The organism is Arthrobacter sp. NPDC056886 (assembly GCF_042788715.1).
GTDB lineage: Bacteria > Actinomycetota > Actinomycetes > Actinomycetales > Micrococcaceae > Arthrobacter.
On sequence record NZ_JBHUBT010000004.1, the window covers coordinates 297,198 to 312,192 of the forward strand.

A 14,995-nucleotide genomic window follows, 5' to 3' on the forward strand; every position below is an offset into this window, starting at 1 on the left:
GACATTTTTTGTAATACTTCGCGGGGGCCAGCTAGCCAAGAGGACCGGGATCGTTCATGCTTAGCTATGATCTCAATGTCGAGCCAGTACCGGATCATCGCGGTCTGCACCGGGAACATCTGCCGGTCTCCGATGGCCGAACTCATGCTGGCGGAGGCATTCCGGGCCGAGCGACTCACCCGGGCCGTGGTCGATTCCGCCGGGACCACAGCGTATGAGGCCGGCCGGCCCATCGATCCCCGGGCCGAGCGCAAACTCACAGCCCACAACATCGCATCGGACCGCCACGTGGCGCGCGAATGGCGGCCCGAATGGTTCGCCAGCCGGGAGTTGATCCTGGCCCTCGACGTCGACCACTACGGCTGGCTCCGGCAGGCAGCGCCGGACCAGGACTCCCTGGCCAAGATCCGCATGCTCCGCAGCTTCGACCCCGCCGTGGCGGACAAGGACCCGCTGGAGCAGGGGATCGAGGACCCGTGGTACGGCGGCCACACCGACTTCGACGCCACCTGGAACCTCATCAGGGCGTCGATTCCGGGGATTGTGCAGCACGTTCGCACAGAGCTTGAGCGGCGGGACGGGCAACATCACGGCAGCGAAGGTCAGCGGGTACGCTCTATTTCATGAGCCCCGCACCCGTCATCATCGCAATCGACGGGCGGTCCGGCTCCGGCAAGACCACCCTGGCCATCGAACTGGCGGCGCGGCTCAGGGAACACCGCAAAGTCTCACTGTTCCACCTCGAGGACATCTATCCCGGCTGGAACGGGCTCGCCGCCGGGATTGAACGCTACGTCACCACCGTGCTTTCTCCCCTGCGGCGCGGGGAGAGCGCGGAGTGGGTCAGCTGGGACTGGGAGCGGCACTACGACGGCGACGCCCGCATCACACGCCCGGCCGAAATCGTCCTGGTGGAGGGCGTCGGCGCCGCCGCAGCAGCGGCACTCCCCCTGCTGGACGCAGTGATCTGGGCGGACTCCTCCGACGCCGACCGCCGCGCCAGGGCGCTGGCCCGGGACGGCAACACCTACGAACCGTTTTGGGACCAGTGGGCTGCCCAGGAAGCGGAGTGGCTGGCGGCCGACGACGTCCCGGCCCGCGCCGATGTGCACGTGTTCAACCGTGCCGACGGCACCGCCCCCGACGACGTCCTGCAGGCCCTCCAGTACATCCCGGCAGTGGCCCCCGCCCTGCTGCCCGAACTCGCTGCCCGGCTTGGCCTGCAGTTGCTGGCAGAACGGATCGATGCCCAGCCCGAGGCCGGGCAGCTGTTTGCGGAACTCTTCGGTGGGTCCGCCAACGCCGTGTGGCTCGACTCCTCCCTCGACCCCGCGGGCCTTGCCCCGGAGGCCGCGGAGCGCAGCCGCTTCAGCATCCTGGCCGACGACGGCGGCCGCTTCGGCCAGGCCGTCCGGCACAGTTCCGGACGGACCCGTGTCAGTACGGGCCAGGCCAGCGTGACCACCGACGGCCCGTTCTTCCGCTGGCTCGACGGCGTGTGGGGGCGCCGGGCGCTCCGGGCGCCGGAGGCCTACCCGTGCGAGTTCACCCTGGGCTGGCTCGGGTACCTCGGCTATGAGCTCAAACGCGAAACCGGCGGCAATGACGTGGCCGCCGCCACCCCGGACGCCTGCCTGCTCTTCGCCGGCCGCGCCGTGGTCCTTGACCATGCCGAGGGCACCACCTGGCTGCTGAGCCTGGACGCGCCCGACGCCGGGGACTGGCTCGAGATGGCCCGCGCGGCCGTCGCTGCGGCCGCCTCGGCGCCCGGGTCCGCGCCACAGGGCAATGCTCCCGGGCAACCGACTGCCCCCCGCTTCACTGCCCGGGACACGGAGGCAGGCTACAAGGCCAAGGTCACCGAAGCCCAGCGGGAGATTGCGGAAGGCAACACGTACGAGGTCTGCCTGACCACGGCGCTCACCGCCGCCTCGCCCGCTGGCCCCCAGGGCACGGATCCGTGGCCCACCTACCTGGACCTGCGGCGCCGCAATCCGGCCCCCTTCGCCAGCTTTCTGCGCTTCGGCGAACTCGCCGTGGCCAGCACGTCCCCGGAGCGCTTCCTGCAGATTGCCGCGGATGGCAGGATGCGGGCGGAACCGATCAAGGGCACGCGTCCCCGGGATACGGAACCGGACGTGGACGCTGCCCTGCGGCAGGAACTGGAGTCCTCGGCCAAGGACCGTGCGGAAAACATCATGATCGTGGACCTGCTGCGCAATGACCTCAGCCATTTCGCCGTGCCGGGATCGGTGGCCGTCAGCCGGCTGTGTGCGATCGAGAGCTACGCCACCGTGCACCAAATGGTGAGCACCATCGATGCCCGGCTGCGGCCCGGACTGCCGCGGGCCGAGGCGGTGGCCGCCTGCTTCCCCGCCGGCTCGATGACCGGCGCCCCGAAGGTCAGCACCATGGCCATCCTGGAGCGGCTGGAGGCCGCGCCGCGGGGCGTGTACTCCGGGGCAATCGGCTACTTCTCCCTGAACGGGGCCGCCGACCTTTCGGTGGCGATCCGGACCCTCGTGATCAGCGCGCTGGACGACGGCGCGGCGGACCTGAGCCTCGGCGTCGGCGGCGCCGTCACCGCCGACTCGTCCCCGCAGGAGGAGTACGAGGAAGTCCGGACCAAAGCGTTCGGCGTCCTCTCGGCGCTCGGCGCCCAGTTTCCCAGCGCCTGAGTTCCCCAGGCCGACGTTCCCGGCCGACGTTCCCGGTCGCTGTACCGCGAGCGGCGAGGCTACTGCAAGGTTGCGCTCAGCCTCGCCACATTGTCCACGTATTTGACCTGCATGGGCCGTTTCATCCAGTCTTCAAGCACAAGCTCGTGCGAGATGGTGCGGTAGGTGTCCTCCACGGCACGGATCCGCTGCACGATGTCCTCACCGAGGAGCATGACGGAGACCTCGAGGTTCAGCGAGAAGGAGCGCATGTCCATGTTGCTGGAGCCCAGCACGGCAACCTCGTCGTCAATGGTGAAGTGCTTGGCGTGCAGCACGAACGGCGCCTTGTACAGGTAAATCCGCACCCCGGCCTCGAGCAGAGCCTGGTAGTAGGACTGCTGCGCGTGGTGGACCAGGAACTGGTCGCCCTTTTCCGAGACGAAGAGTTCCACCTCGACGCCGCGCTGCGCCGCCGTGGTCACCGCATAGAGCAGCGAGTCGTCCGGGACGAAGTAGGGGCTGCAGAGCGACACCTTGTGCTGCGCCGAGTAGATCAGGGTGTTGAAGAGCCGCAGGTTGTTCTCGGTAATGAACCCGGGGCCGCTGGGGACCACCTGCGCCGTGATGTTTCCGGGGTGGGACTCCGGCTGGTGCTCGAGCTGCTCTTCCAGGGATTCGTCGGTTTCGCTGAGCCAGTCGGTCGCGAAGACCACGTTCAGGGTGGTGACAATCGGCCCCCGCATGCAGGCCATGAGCTCCACCCATTCGCGGCCCACCTTGCGGTGCTTGGGATTGTTGTAGGACGGCTCGATCAGGTTCTGGGATCCGGTGAACGCGATTTCGCCGTCGATCACCATGATCTTGCGGTGATTGCGGAGATCCGGCCGGCGCCACTGGCCGTGCACCGGGCTTAGCGGCAGCATGGGCCGCCAGCGGATCTTGCTGGCATTGAGCCGTGCCTTCAAGCCGCGGTAGCCCTTGATCCGGAGCGTGCCCAGGTGGTCGAACAGGACGCGGACCTCGACGCCGCGCTCCGCCGCCTCCTCCAGTGCGGAGAGCAGATCGTCCGTGACGTGGTCCGAGCTCATGATGTAGAACTCGGCATTGACGAAGGACTTGGCACCGCGGACCGCCGCGGCCATCGCTTTCATGGAATCGGGGTAGCCGGGCAGCAGCTCCACGCTGTTGCCATCCACCATCGGCAGCGATCCCAGCGTCTTGTTCAGTTCAGCGGCAGACGCCACCCATTCGGGACCGGCGTAGCGGCTTTCTACAGCCTGCAGCTCCGAGGTTCCGGCCCGGATGCGGGTGTTGACCGCATCCTGCTGGGCACGGCGGCGGCGGGAGAGACGGAAGTTGCCAAACAGCAGGAACAATACCAGGCCCAGGACGGGCACGATGAAGATGCCCAGCAGCCACGCCATTGCCGTGGTGGGCCGCCGGTTTCCGGGGATGATGCCCAGGGCAAGCACCCGGATGGCGAAGTCGATCACGGTCAGGATCATCATTGCCCAGGACGGTAAAGTTTCCGCCAGCGGAAATGGCCACAGCACAGGCGAACCCCTCAAAGTACAAGGCCCGCGGAACAGTTCCGGAACGGGCAACCAGCAAATCCTATCCCGCGACCACCGAGACTAAGCTGTAGCCATGACCACTCCTGCCTCTGTTCCTGCGCCCGCGACCGTGCTGGTCTTCCTGGACCCGGCGTTCGAAGGCGGCCGGGTTGCCGACCCGGCGCAGCCTCAATTGATGGCCACGGACCTGGGCGCCACCCGAGGCGACGGCGTTTTTGAATCGCTGCTGGCCGTCGGCGGCCGGCCCCGCAAGATCCAGGCACACCTGACCCGGCTGGCCGGTTCGGCGCGGCTGCTGGAACTGGACATCCCCGCAGAGGACGCCTGGCGGCGCGCGGTGGACACCGCCATCGGCGAGTTCCGGCGCCAGGACCCGGCCACGGCGCCAGGGGGCGGCACGGACGAGGTTGTGGTGAAGCTGCTGGTCACCCGTGGGCCGGAGGGCGCCGCCGCCCCCACGTGCTGGGTCCAGGCCTCCCCACCCGCGGCCGCAGGCCGACGGCAGCGCGAGACCGGGATCGACGTCATCCTGCTGGACCGCGGCTATGACAGCGAAGTCGGCGAGCGCGCGCCGTGGCTCCTGCTCGGCGCCAAAACCCTCTCCTACGCCGTGAACATGGCAGCGCTGCGCTACGCCCACCGGCACGGCGCCGACGACGTCATCTTCACGTCCGCGGACGGCCGCGTCTTGGAGGGGCCGACGTCGACCGTTCTGCTGGCCCACCTGGAAACCGCAGACGACGGCGCAGGCGGCGTCCGCACCATCCGGCGGCTCATCACGCCGCAGCTGGACAGCGGCATCCTGCCCGGCACCTCACAGGGTGCCCTGTTCACAGCCGCCAAGGCTGCCGGCTGGGAGCTGGGCTACGGCCCGTTGGAGCCGAAGGACCTGCTGGACGCCGACGCGGTCTGGCTGATCTCCAGCATCCGCCTCCTGGCCCCGGTGAACCACATCGACGGACAGGAAATCGGTACCCCGGAACTGCGACGCCAGCTCACGGCCGAACTCAACGCCTTGTTCTCCACGATCGAATAGTTCGCCACGATCGAGTAGGTCGCCCTGCCCAATAGTTCGACCCCGCCTAGTAGCAACCGTGGCTTGCAGGAAGGCCTGAAGACCCTGTCCGCCGCAGTGGCCAAGTGGGACGATCCATCCATGAGCGTGAGCCAGGAACCGTCCGCGCGGAACAGTGCGCGCGGCGCGGCAGCCAAGAATTTTCCGGAGGCGGCACCGACCACCCGGCAGTTGAGGACCTTTGATCAGCGGCGCCGGGAAGCTGAATTGAAAACCGAGCAAGTCCTGCAGGGGCCCCGGCATAGACGCGAACCGCACAGCGGGGCGCGCGGGCCCTCGCCGTTCTGTCTTTAGGGCACGTGGTTGACGGGCCGGCTCCGGGAGGAGCTGACCCCGTAACAGCCGACGGCGCGGGATCTTGCTTGGCCCAAAGCTGTCCGGAACCGCGGAAGTGGCCCGGGGCCACATGCCGCACAGCTGCCGCAGGTATCGGCAGAATTCAGGGAATCGGCCCTATCGCTACGAACGGCAGTCCAATGGATCAGGCAACCCTTGTTGGCTACGCATTCGGCTATGTTGTTACCCTCGTCGCCGTTTTCATGTTGTGTTTGCCCCTCATTTTCGGATTAGTGCTGCTCATGCTCCTGGCAGGTGCCGTGCGGCTGATCCTCCTCCTGGCGACTGCCCTGACCGTTGGGCTGATCCGCTTGCTAAGGAGCCCCGCTGGCAGCCCACCCAGGCCCCGACATGGATCCCATCTCATCACGCACTGACCGGACCGTGGCGGACATTTTCATCTACGCTGGCGCCTCACCCCAGGGCGTCCGCGGGAATTGCCGGGCACCGCCGGAACGAGGCGGGGTTGAACGCCGGGAGCATGAACGTTGCCAGCACGGCGTCGAGCATTTCCGGGGCCCACGTGCTGTTCTCCCCGAGGGTCGCGCAGACGCCCAGCACCACGGGGGTTCCGTCCGCGCGGCGGCGGATCTGGACCTGGACTGGCCCGGTCAGCCCGAGCGTGCGGACGGCGGCCAGGCCCAGCTTGCGCACGTCCCCGGCCTCGCTGGCCGGCACCCTGCGGCTTACCTCGTCGCTGCCGGCGCGTCCATACGGAGTCCTGGTCTTCTCCAGGACCACCGCTACTGGCGCCATCGCGTTGCGTGCCGGGGTGCCGAACACCAGGCAGACGTAGTCGGCGCCCGGGATAAACTCCTGGACAAGCTGCCCTGTGGGCATGTTCTTCCAGGTGACGGAGGCGGTTCCGGCCAGCACGTGGACCCCACGGGAGCCTTCGAAGACCCGCGGCTTGACCACCACGGGGCCGCTGAGGCCGGCGAGGGATGCCGGCGCGGCGGCGAGGTCGCCCGGAACGCCGAACCGCGGCACTGGAATGCCGGCTGCCTGCAACGCCCAGGTGGTAAACAGGTGGTCGTTGGCGAGCGCCACCGCAGCAGGGTCGCCCACGATAATTCGCACGTCCTGGGCGAATCCGGCACGGGCCGCGGCCAGGGCCGGAAGTTCCACGGTGAGGGTCGGAATGATGACGTTGATGGCTTCGCGATCCACCACCCGGCGCAGGTCCAGGATCATGTCCGGGTCCGTCGCGGGCAAGAGCCTGACCGCGGCTGCGGAGGGAGCAGGCTCCGCGTGGCGTGTGTCGGCGCGGGCGTCGGAGCCGAGATACGGAAGGCCGCGGGCTTCGAGTTGCGCCGCGACCGTCCGGCCGGCGGCGCTTGCTATCCCGGTAACCAGTATGCGCGGGCCCACAGTTGCTCCATTCCGCCGTCACCGGCCGGGCCGCGGCTGCGGCTCCGACGGTTCCGGCCACCGATTCACGGACTTGGTGACGGACAGACGACTCGTTTTACGGACTGCTTGATTGACGGACTGCTTGATTGACGGACTGCTCGAGTCAGCCGCGACTCCGGCCGACACGCACGACCATTCCCCTAGTAGACGGCGAAACGTCGGCGCACACACGAGTGGGCAATACCCGAAGTTGGAGCCCGCTACTACTTGCTTGAGGTGCACGCATACGATCCGCCAGCCCGTTGGGCGTGACCCGGTTACGGAACATGACGACGGCGGCCGTGCGGGCCGGCGTCGTTGGTGTTACGTTTTTGGGGAGTAATGAGAACCGGTGCCAAGCCCTGACTGGCCGGTCGGCAACCCTCCCTTTTCGCGGCGGGGTGCCTCAGGTGAATACTCGGCATATCGACCATTCGAGCTGCAAGCGTGAAAGAGGAGATCCGTCGTGCCCGACACGTCAACACCCGCTGTACCCGAAATACTCAGTACCTCAGCCGCCCCCGCTGCAGCCCCCAGTGCGGCGACCGGCGGCGAGGAAAGACTGGCTTACCGCCTGTTCACCGGCGCAGATGACCGCGCCTTTTGTGAGCGCGTGTCGGCCGCCTTGGCCGAGGGCTATGTCCTGCATGGAAGCCCCGCCGCCAGCTTCAACGGCAGCACCGTGATCGTGGCGCAGGCGCTGGTCCTGCCGGCTGCCATTGCGAGCGCGGACGCCGCCGTGGCCAATGCGGTTGATGAGCTCGACGCCGACGAGTTTGACGCTGTTGGGGCATTCGAGGGCCACGCATGAGCTACGCAGGAGACCTCAGCCCCGCTGAGGCGTGGACCAAGCTTGAGGCTGGAGCCATTCTGGTGGATGTCCGGACCGAGGGCGAATGGGCCCATATCGGCATCCCGGACACGAAAGCGACGGAAAACGATCCGCTCTTCATCCAGTGGACCCTCGCCGGCGGCGCGCCGAATCCGCACTTCGTGGAACAGCTAAAGCGGCAGGCACCGGAGGACACCGCCGTCGAGCTGGTGTTCCTTTGCCGCTCCGGTGCCCGCTCGATCGCCGCCGCGACGGCCGCGACAGCCGCCGGCTACACCTCGTACAACGTTCTTGAGGGCTTCGAAGGCGAGACCGACCGCTTTGGCGAACGCACTGTCAACGGCTGGAAGAACCGCGGCCTGCCCACCAACCTCGGAAAGATCTAAGTGACTTTCAATCCCGACGCCGCCGGCTGGGCCGCCGACACCCAGGCCGTCCGCGGCGGCCTGGACCGCACCGGCTTCCAGGAAACCACCGAGCCAATCTTCCTCAACTCGGGATTCGTCTACGAGTCCGCGGCCGCCGCCGAGCGCGCCTTCACCGGGGAGGACGAGCGCTTCGTCTACTCCCGCTACGGCAACCCGTCCGTCGCGACGTTCCAGGAGCGGCTCCGGCTGCTCGAGGGAACCGAGGCGTGTTTTGCGACCGCGTCCGGCATGTCCGCCGTCTTCACCGCCCTGGGCGCGCTGTTGGCTGCCGGCGACCGCGTGGTTGCAGCCCGCTCGCTGTTCGGCTCGTGCTTTGTGATCCTCAACGAAATCCTGCCGCGCTGGGGTGTCGAGACGGTCTTCGTGGACGGACCGGACCTGGAGCAGTGGCAGGCCGCGCTGTCCGAGCCGACCACGGCGGTGTTCTTCGAGTCGCCGTCGAACCCCATGCAGGAAATCGTGGACATCGCCGCCGTGAGCAAACTGGCGCATGCGGCCGGCGCCACCGTGGTGGTCGACAACGTCTTCGCTACCCCGCTGCTGCAGCGCTGCGGAGACCTCGGCGCGGACGTGGTGGTCTACTCCGGCACGAAGCACATCGACGGCCAGGGCAGGGTCCTGGGCGGGGCCATCCTGGGCACCAAGGAATTCATTGACGGGCCCGTCAAGCAGCTCATGCGGCACACCGGTCCCGCGCTGTCGGCCTTCAATGCCTGGGTGCTCACCAAGGGCCTGGAGACCATGGCCCTGCGCGTCAACCATTCCTCGGCCTCGGCCCTGCGGCTGGCTGAATGGCTCGAGGGACAGCCTGCGGTCGGCTCGGTGTTGTACCCGCTGCTGCCCTCCCACCCGCAGTACCCGCTCGCGGTGAAGCAGATGAAGGCCGGCGGGACCGTGCTCACGCTGGAGCTTTCGCCTTCGCCGGGACGCACTGCGAAGCAGGCCGCCTTCGCGCTGCTGGACGCGCTGCGGATCATCGACATCTCCAACAATCTTGGCGACGCCAAGACGCTCATCACGCACCCGGCCACCACCACGCACCGCGCGATGGGCCCGGAAGGCCGTGCGGCGATCGGGCTCAGCGACGGCGTGGTCCGGCTTTCGGTGGGCCTGGAGGACGTCGAGGACTTGATCCGCGACCTCGGCCAGGCGCTCAAGCAGGTCTAGCGGGCAGGTCTGGCGCTCAGGTCTACCCCCCGAGCGGAACTGACGCTGCCGGCTCCCGTCAGCCCCTGCGCACCGGGCCCAGGGGCGAGCCCTCGTCGGCTCGCCCCTTGGGGGCGGTACCCCGCGCGGGCCCCTGAGCCGTCAGTTCGATGGCCCGTTCGACGACGGCGGGCAGTCCGCCCGCCCGGAACGGCCCGCGCTGCAGCTGCGAACCGGTGCCCTCCGCCAGGATCCGTTCGACGCCCGCGCGCACCAGCTCCAGCTCGCCCTGCTCCTCAAGCACCGGGGCCACGAAATCCACCAGCGCCCTGGCCACGTCGGCGGCCGGGGCAGGGGTGAAGGTTCCAAAGTCCAGGAGCTCCCCGCGCAGTCCGCAGTTGCTGGCCTGCCAGGCGGCCATCCGCAGCAGCAGCGTGGGCACCGGGGCCGGGTCGACGCCTTCGTCCCACTCCCGCGCCGCCGACTCCACGAGGGCGCGCACCAGGACGGCAATCAGGGCAGCGTCCTCGGCCCGCAGGCACACATCGGCGACCCGGATCTCCACGGTGGGATGCTGCCGGCACAGCCGCGCGTCAAAATAGACCATGCCCTCATCCATCAGGACCCCGCTTTGCACCAGCCGGGTCACCACCCGGCGGTAGACGGGCAGGCTGCCGAAGATCATCGTGGGACCGGACCCCGGCCAGCGGTTCCACGCCTGGGTGCGGTAGCTCTCGAATCCGGTCTCGGCCCCGTTCCAGAACGGGGAATTCGCGCTGAGTGCTATCAGCACGGCAAGCTTGTCGCGGATCCGGTCCATCACGGCCACGCCCTCCTCCGGGGACTGCACAAAGGTGTGCACGTGGAGGCCGCAGGTCAGTTGGTTCCGGACGGTGAGCCCGAAGCGTTGCTGCATGGTCATATAGCGCGGATTCGGCGTCAGGTGCGTGGCGGAGCCTTGGGGCGACGTGGCCAGGGCTGCGACGCGGCCGCCGTGCGCCCGCGCCGCCTGGTCCGCCAGGTCCCGGCCCCGCCTGAGCTGCCGGAGCAGCTCGGTGTAGTCAAGGCACGGATGCGTCTGGGTCTCGATCTGCTCGAGCTTGAGCTCATAGCTGAAGTCTGCGCCCTCGTGGACCGGTTTCTCCGTCGCGTGAATCCTGGCGGCGTCCGGCTCCTTCGGCGGCACCAGGCTGGGCAGCATCAGGTCGGCGAGGGCAAGCAGCATCCCCGATTCGGGGTCAACTATCAGCAGTTCTTCCTCCACGCCGAACGTGCGCATGAATCTATTGTGCGTCAGGATCGGCAGAAACGCCCCTCGCCCAACGGGCTCACTCCGCACCCAGCTCACCCTTTTGGATGGGCGCGGAGTGACCCCGCATTACTTGGGCTCAGTGGAATTAGTCTTGGAAATACTCGATCTTCGCGCCGATGGTGTTGAGCCGTTCGGCCAGGTCCTCATAGCCGCGCTCAATGACATAAATGTTGCGCAGCTCCGAGACGCCACGGGCCGCCAGCATGGCCAGCAGGAGGCAGGCGGCGGGGCGGAGTGCCGGCGGGCAGCCCACCTCGGCGGCACGCCACTTGGTGGGCCCGTTGACGTAAATCCGGTGGGGATCGAGCAGCTGGACCTGGGCGCCCAGTTTGTTCAGTTCCGTCAGGTAGATGGCCCGGTTCTCGTAGACCCAGTCATGGATCATGGTCTGGCCGTGGGCGTTGGCGGCGATCACCGCGAAGAAGGGCAGGTTGTCGATGTTCAGGCCGGGGAAAGGCATCGGGTGGATTTTGTCCTCCGGCGCCCGCAGCTCCGAAGGCTTGGTGGTAACGTCCACCAGGCGGGTGCGGCCGTTGCGGGCAAAGTATTCCCCGGAGACCTCGAGCCGCTGGCCCATCTGCTCGAGCGTGGCGAGTTCGATTTCCATGAACTCGATCGGGACCCGGCGGATGGTGACTTCCGAGTTCGTCACGATGCCGGCGGTGATGAGGCTCATCGCCTCGATCGGGTCCTCGGACGGGAAGTATTCGACGTCGGCGTCGATCGACGGGCGGCCGGTGATCTCCAGCGTGGTGGTGCCCACCCCAGCGATCTCCACCCCGAGCATCTGCAGGTAGAAGCAGAGATCCTGCACCATGTAGTTGGGACTGGCGTTGCGGATGATGGTGGTGCCGCGGCGGTGGGCTGCGGCCATGATGGCGTTCTCGGTGACGGTGTCGCCGCGTTCGCTCAGCACGAAGGAGCGGTCATGGGCGTCCGACGGCGGCGCCTGTACCGCGTAGAATCCGGACTTCGCCTCCACGCTCAGGCCGAACTGGCGCAGTGCCTGCATGTGCGGCTGCACTGTGCGGGTGCCGAGGTCGCAGCCGCCGGCGTATGGCAGCCGGTAGATGTCGGTCTCGTCCAGCAGCGGGCCTAGGAGCATGATGACGCTGCGGGTCCGGCGGGCCGCCTCCACATCCATAGATGCCAGGTCCAGGACCGCGGGGCGGCGGATCTGGAGGTCGTTCGCGTTGAGCCAGGTGCATTCGACGCCGATGCTGGTCAGCACCTCCACGATCCGGTTGACTTCCTCGATCCGGGCCAGCCGGCGCAGGGTGGTGGTGCCGCGGTTGATGAGGCTGGCGCACAACAGCGCGACGCCGGCATTCTTGCTGCTGTTGACCTCCACCGCACCGGCGAGCGTGCGGCCGCCCTCTACCCGGAGGTGGGTCATCTGGGGCCGGCCCACCTTGACGATGCTGTGCCCGACGATCGCCTCCAGTCGCTGGATCATTTTCAGGCTCAGGTTCTGCTTGCCCTGTTCCATCCGGGCTATGGCGCTCTGGCTGGTGCCCAGCTCGGCGGCGAGTTGTCCCTGGGTCCAGCCCTTCGCCCCGCGGGCTTCGCGGAGCAGGAGGCCTACATGTTCAGCAGTCGGTTGAGTCATGTCCCGAAAATATCACGGATGATCTATTGGCGCCCGGCTTTCCGGCCGGAATGCCGTTAATCTCACAGGGATACCCGCATCATGCGATAACCCGCGGACTGCGGTGCGCAATGGCGCGTTGACTCGGTGGCGTCGGTAGTTGCGCCGACAGTGGCGGCGCCGGCTACTGGCGCGTGAGGAAGACGAGGTTCCAGGTGCCCGCACCGATGGCGGCGGCGGCGGCGACGGCCGCGATGCCGAGCCCGCCCAGCAGCACCCAGGCGTCGAGTCCGCTGAAAGTAGACGGCCTGGCCCAGGTTCGCGCGGCGCCGCCGAAGCCGCGGGCCTCCATGGTCACCGCGAGCCGTGAGGCGCTCCGGATCGCCTGCACCAGCAGGCCGAAACTCTGGCCCAGGGTGGCACGGAACCGCTGATAGGGGTTGCCGCTCGAGCCCACCCCGCGGGCCCGCCGGGCCATGCCGATCGTCTGCCATTGCTCGGCCATGATCCCGACCAGCCGCATGGCGGCCAATGTGCCCAGGACGAACCGGTGCGGCAGTTTTGCGTTCTGGGCGAGGGCGTCGGCCAAGTCTGTGGGGTCGGTGCAGCTCATCAGCAGCACCGCAGGCAGCGCGATGGCAAGCCCGCGGAGCATGAACCCGATCCCCAGCTGCAGGGAGCCGGCGCTGATGGACCAGATCCCGGCGTCCACCAGGATGGAGCCGGCGTCGGGCGCCAGAATGGCGGTGCTCCACCCGCCCAGCGCCGCCGCGAGGATCAGCGGCCAGCCCCGCTGCCACAGCAGTGCCAGGGTCAGCCCCGCCAGCGGCAGGAGCAGCAGTTCGAAGGCCAGCGCCACTGACGCCGAGACCCAGTCAATGGACAGCGCCAGGACCAGCGTGATCAGGGTGACCGCCGTGAACTTGGCGAGCGGGTTGGCGCGGGTCAGCAGCGCGTGGTTGCCGCGCAGGCTCAGTGCGGCCCTCATGGCGAGGCCCCTTCCGGCAGCTCAAGTTCCGGGCCGGGAACAGCGGCTGCACTTTCCCGTGGCCGGAGGCGGAGTTCGGTGCCGCCGAGGACGGCGCTGAATTCGGCGTCGTGCGTCACGGAGACGACGGCGGTGCCGGCGTCCAGGAGCTCGGACAGGAACGAGGCGAGTTCGGCCCAGGTGTTGGCATCCTGGCCGAAGGTAGGCTCGTCCAGGACCAGAACCTGCGGGTGCGCCGCCAGCACCGTGGCTACCGAAAGGCGGCGCTTCTCGCCGCCGGAGAGCGTGTAGGGGTTGGCGTCCACGAGCTCTGTCAGCCGCAGCCGCTCCAGCAGCTCGTCCACGCGGTCTTCGCCGTAGCCGAGGTGGCGGGGGCCGAACATGAGCTCGTCCAGGACCCTGCCGGTGACGAACTGGTGCTCGGGTTCCTGGAACACGGCGCCTATCCTGGCGATCAGCTGCTTAGCCTTCCACCGGTACGGATCGGTCCCGGCGGCGCTGCCTCCGCGGCCAGGGGCATGGCCAGTGGCGCCACCGCTGAGCTCCGGCGCGGCGGAGACCGTCCCGGCGACGGGCCGCAGGAGACCCGCCAGCGTCAGCGCCAGGGTGGACTTCCCCGCGCCGTTCGGTCCGGTAATGGTCAGGGCCTCGCCGGCGCGGACCTGGACCGAAACCCCGGCCTGGACCGGGCGCGGCGCGATCGTGCGGAAGCCGCCGCGCAGCCCGGCACGCCGCGGCCGCTCGCGGGACACCGCGAGCCCGTCGGCCGAGAGCAGGAGCTGCCCCAAGTCCCGCGCCGGCCGCCGCGTCCGGGTCGCCGGGACGTGGCCCGGCACCCACACGCCCGCACCGATGAGCATGTCCCGCGCCTCGGCCAGGACCCGGTCCGGCGGCCCGTCAATGAGTACGGCGGAGTTAAATGCCGCGGAGCCTGCGGCGGAGCCGGGCTGCAGCACCACAATCCTGTCCACCAGGTCTTTCCAGACCCCCACCCGGTGCTCCACGACCACCAGGGTGCCGCCGGTCTTGTCCAGGCAGCGGCCCACGGCGTCGCGGACCTCCAGGACGCCGGCGGGGTCGAGGTTGGCGGTCGGCTCGTCGAGCAGCAGCAGCCCCGGCCGCATCGCGAGGATCCCGGCGAGCGCCAGCCGCTGCTTTTGTCCGCCGGAGAGGGCCGAGGTCGGGTGGTCCAGCGGCAGCCGGCCCAGCCCGACGTCGTCGAGCGCCTCGCGCACGCGCGGCCAGATCTCCGCCGCCGGGACGGCGAGGTTCTCCGCCCCGAAGGCGACGTCGTCGCCGAGCCGGGAAAGCACCACCTGGGTTTCCGGGTCCTGCTGCACAAGCCCGGCGCGGCCGCGCTGCGCCCGTGGCGGGGCGCCGTCGATTAGCAGGCTTCCGGTCTCGTCAGCGTCCTCGGCGTCGCCGGCTGTCCCGGAGGCGCCTGCCGCGCCGTCGCCCAACACGCCGGCCAGGGCGTGAAGCAGCGTGGATTTGCCGGCGCCGGAGGGACCCAGCAGAAGCACGCGCTCCCCCGGCCGAATGTCCAGGTCAAGGCCGCTGACTGCGGGCCGGGGCCGTCCGGCATGCCGCCAGCCCCAGCCGCGTGCCGTGACGGCGGCCGGCCGGACGCCTGGTGAAGATCTCATAGGTTCTCTGCAGGATTC

Annotated in this window: 12 protein-coding genes and 1 riboswitch; of the genes, 6 read left to right on the forward strand and 6 right to left on the reverse strand. The window is 68.6% G+C overall.

Going from position 1 to position 14,995, the window contains the following annotated elements:
- Positions 1 to 66 precede the first annotated feature (66 nt).
- Together ACFRJ8_RS09520 and pabB are read left to right on the forward strand one after the other, a co-directional pair.
- Positions 67 to 627: a low molecular weight protein-tyrosine-phosphatase gene (locus tag ACFRJ8_RS09520; RefSeq protein ID WP_377985863.1), complete on the forward strand. Its 561-nt coding sequence runs from the start codon at positions 67 to 69 to the stop codon at positions 625 to 627.
- Entirely contained in the window at positions 624 to 2,678 is a 2,055-nt protein-coding gene (gene pabB, locus ACFRJ8_RS09525) for an aminodeoxychorismate synthase component I (RefSeq protein ID WP_377985864.1), read from the forward strand. Before ACFRJ8_RS09520 ends, pabB begins: the two co-directional genes overlap by 4 nt.
- Before the next feature lie 59 nt (positions 2,679 to 2,737).
- On the opposite strand, the gene cls is transcribed toward pabB, so the two are convergent.
- Positions 2,738 to 4,168 (reverse strand): cardiolipin synthase, encoded by a 1,431-nt coding sequence (cls, locus tag ACFRJ8_RS09530; protein ID WP_377985865.1) that lies wholly within the window; start codon positions 4,166 to 4,168, stop codon positions 2,738 to 2,740.
- 139 nt (positions 4,169 to 4,307) lie between these two features.
- On the opposite strand from cls, the gene ACFRJ8_RS09535 reads away from it, so the two are divergent.
- Entirely contained in the window at positions 4,308 to 5,270 is a 963-nt protein-coding gene (locus tag ACFRJ8_RS09535; protein WP_377985866.1) for an aminodeoxychorismate lyase, read from the forward strand.
- A 789-nt stretch (positions 5,271 to 6,059) separates the two neighbouring features.
- Here the strand turns inward: ACFRJ8_RS09535 and ACFRJ8_RS09540 are convergent.
- The gene (locus ACFRJ8_RS09540) at positions 6,060 to 7,016 is read right to left on the reverse strand and encodes a hypothetical protein (protein WP_377985867.1); all 957 of its coding nucleotides are present in this window, start codon (positions 7,014 to 7,016) and stop codon (positions 6,060 to 6,062) included.
- 359 nt (positions 7,017 to 7,375) lie between these two features.
- Positions 7,376 to 7,491: riboswitch (SAM riboswitch) on the forward strand.
- Between the two features lie 45 nt (positions 7,492 to 7,536).
- Here ACFRJ8_RS09540 and ACFRJ8_RS09545 point away from each other — a divergent pair.
- Genes ACFRJ8_RS09545 through ACFRJ8_RS09555 form a run of 3 tightly spaced genes read left to right on the forward strand, consistent with a single transcriptional unit; the run spans position 7,537 to position 9,464 of the window.
- Positions 7,537 to 7,848 (forward strand): DUF1737 domain-containing protein, encoded by a 312-nt coding sequence (locus ACFRJ8_RS09545; protein WP_377985935.1) that lies wholly within the window; start codon positions 7,537 to 7,539, stop codon positions 7,846 to 7,848.
- Positions 7,845 to 8,255 carry a rhodanese-like domain-containing protein gene (locus ACFRJ8_RS09550; RefSeq protein ID WP_377985868.1) on the forward strand — a complete coding sequence of 137 codons (411 nt, stop codon included), beginning with the start codon at positions 7,845 to 7,847 and terminating at the stop codon, positions 8,253 to 8,255. The genes ACFRJ8_RS09545 and ACFRJ8_RS09550 overlap by 4 nt, the downstream gene beginning before the upstream one ends.
- The gene (locus tag ACFRJ8_RS09555) at positions 8,256 to 9,464 is read left to right on the forward strand and encodes an O-succinylhomoserine sulfhydrylase (RefSeq protein WP_377985869.1); all 1,209 of its coding nucleotides are present in this window, start codon (positions 8,256 to 8,258) and stop codon (positions 9,462 to 9,464) included. It begins immediately after the preceding gene.
- Positions 9,465 to 9,522: 58 nt separating this feature from the next.
- On the opposite strand, the gene ACFRJ8_RS09560 is transcribed toward ACFRJ8_RS09555, so the two are convergent.
- From ACFRJ8_RS09560 to ACFRJ8_RS09575, 4 genes are all read right to left on the reverse strand, one after another.
- Positions 9,523 to 10,722 carry a glutamate--cysteine ligase gene (locus ACFRJ8_RS09560; protein WP_377985870.1) on the reverse strand — a complete coding sequence of 400 codons (1,200 nt, stop codon included), beginning with the start codon at positions 10,720 to 10,722 and terminating at the stop codon, positions 9,523 to 9,525.
- A 118-nt stretch (positions 10,723 to 10,840) separates the two neighbouring features.
- Positions 10,841 to 12,364 carry a UDP-N-acetylglucosamine 1-carboxyvinyltransferase gene (locus ACFRJ8_RS09565; RefSeq protein WP_377985871.1) on the reverse strand — a complete coding sequence of 508 codons (1,524 nt, stop codon included), beginning with the start codon at positions 12,362 to 12,364 and terminating at the stop codon, positions 10,841 to 10,843.
- 163 nt (positions 12,365 to 12,527) lie between these two features.
- A complete protein-coding gene (locus ACFRJ8_RS09570) occupies positions 12,528 to 13,331 on the reverse strand; it encodes an energy-coupling factor transporter transmembrane component T family protein (RefSeq protein WP_377985872.1) in 804 nt (267 codons plus the stop codon).
- Positions 13,328 to 14,977: an ABC transporter ATP-binding protein gene (locus tag ACFRJ8_RS09575; RefSeq protein ID WP_377985873.1), complete on the reverse strand. Its 1,650-nt coding sequence runs from the start codon at positions 14,975 to 14,977 to the stop codon at positions 13,328 to 13,330. Before ACFRJ8_RS09575 ends, ACFRJ8_RS09570 begins: the two co-directional genes overlap by 4 nt.
- Between the last annotated feature and the right edge of the window lie 18 nt (positions 14,978 to 14,995).

Coding starts and splice junctions, on each gene's coding strand:
- ACFRJ8_RS09520 (WP_377985863.1), top strand. CDS start 67: ATGATCTCAATGTCGAGCCAGTACCGGATCATCGCGGTCTGCACCGGG.
- ACFRJ8_RS09560 (WP_377985870.1), bottom strand. CDS start 10,722: ATGCGCACGTTCGGCGTGGAGGAAGAACTGCTGATAGTTGACCCCGAA.
- ACFRJ8_RS09575 (WP_377985873.1), bottom strand. CDS start 14,977: ATGAGATCTTCACCAGGCGTCCGGCCGGCCGCCGTCACGGCACGCGGC.
- pabB (WP_377985864.1), top strand. CDS start 624: ATGAGCCCCGCACCCGTCATCATCGCAATCGACGGGCGGTCCGGCTCC.
- ACFRJ8_RS09570 (WP_377985872.1), bottom strand. CDS start 13,331: ATGAGGGCCGCACTGAGCCTGCGCGGCAACCACGCGCTGCTGACCCGC.
- ACFRJ8_RS09550 (WP_377985868.1), top strand. CDS start 7,845: ATGAGCTACGCAGGAGACCTCAGCCCCGCTGAGGCGTGGACCAAGCTT.
- ACFRJ8_RS09565 (WP_377985871.1), bottom strand. CDS start 12,364: ATGACTCAACCGACTGCTGAACATGTAGGCCTCCTGCTCCGCGAAGCC.
- ACFRJ8_RS09535 (WP_377985866.1), top strand. CDS start 4,308: ATGACCACTCCTGCCTCTGTTCCTGCGCCCGCGACCGTGCTGGTCTTC.
- cls (WP_377985865.1), bottom strand. CDS start 4,168: ATGATGATCCTGACCGTGATCGACTTCGCCATCCGGGTGCTTGCCCTG.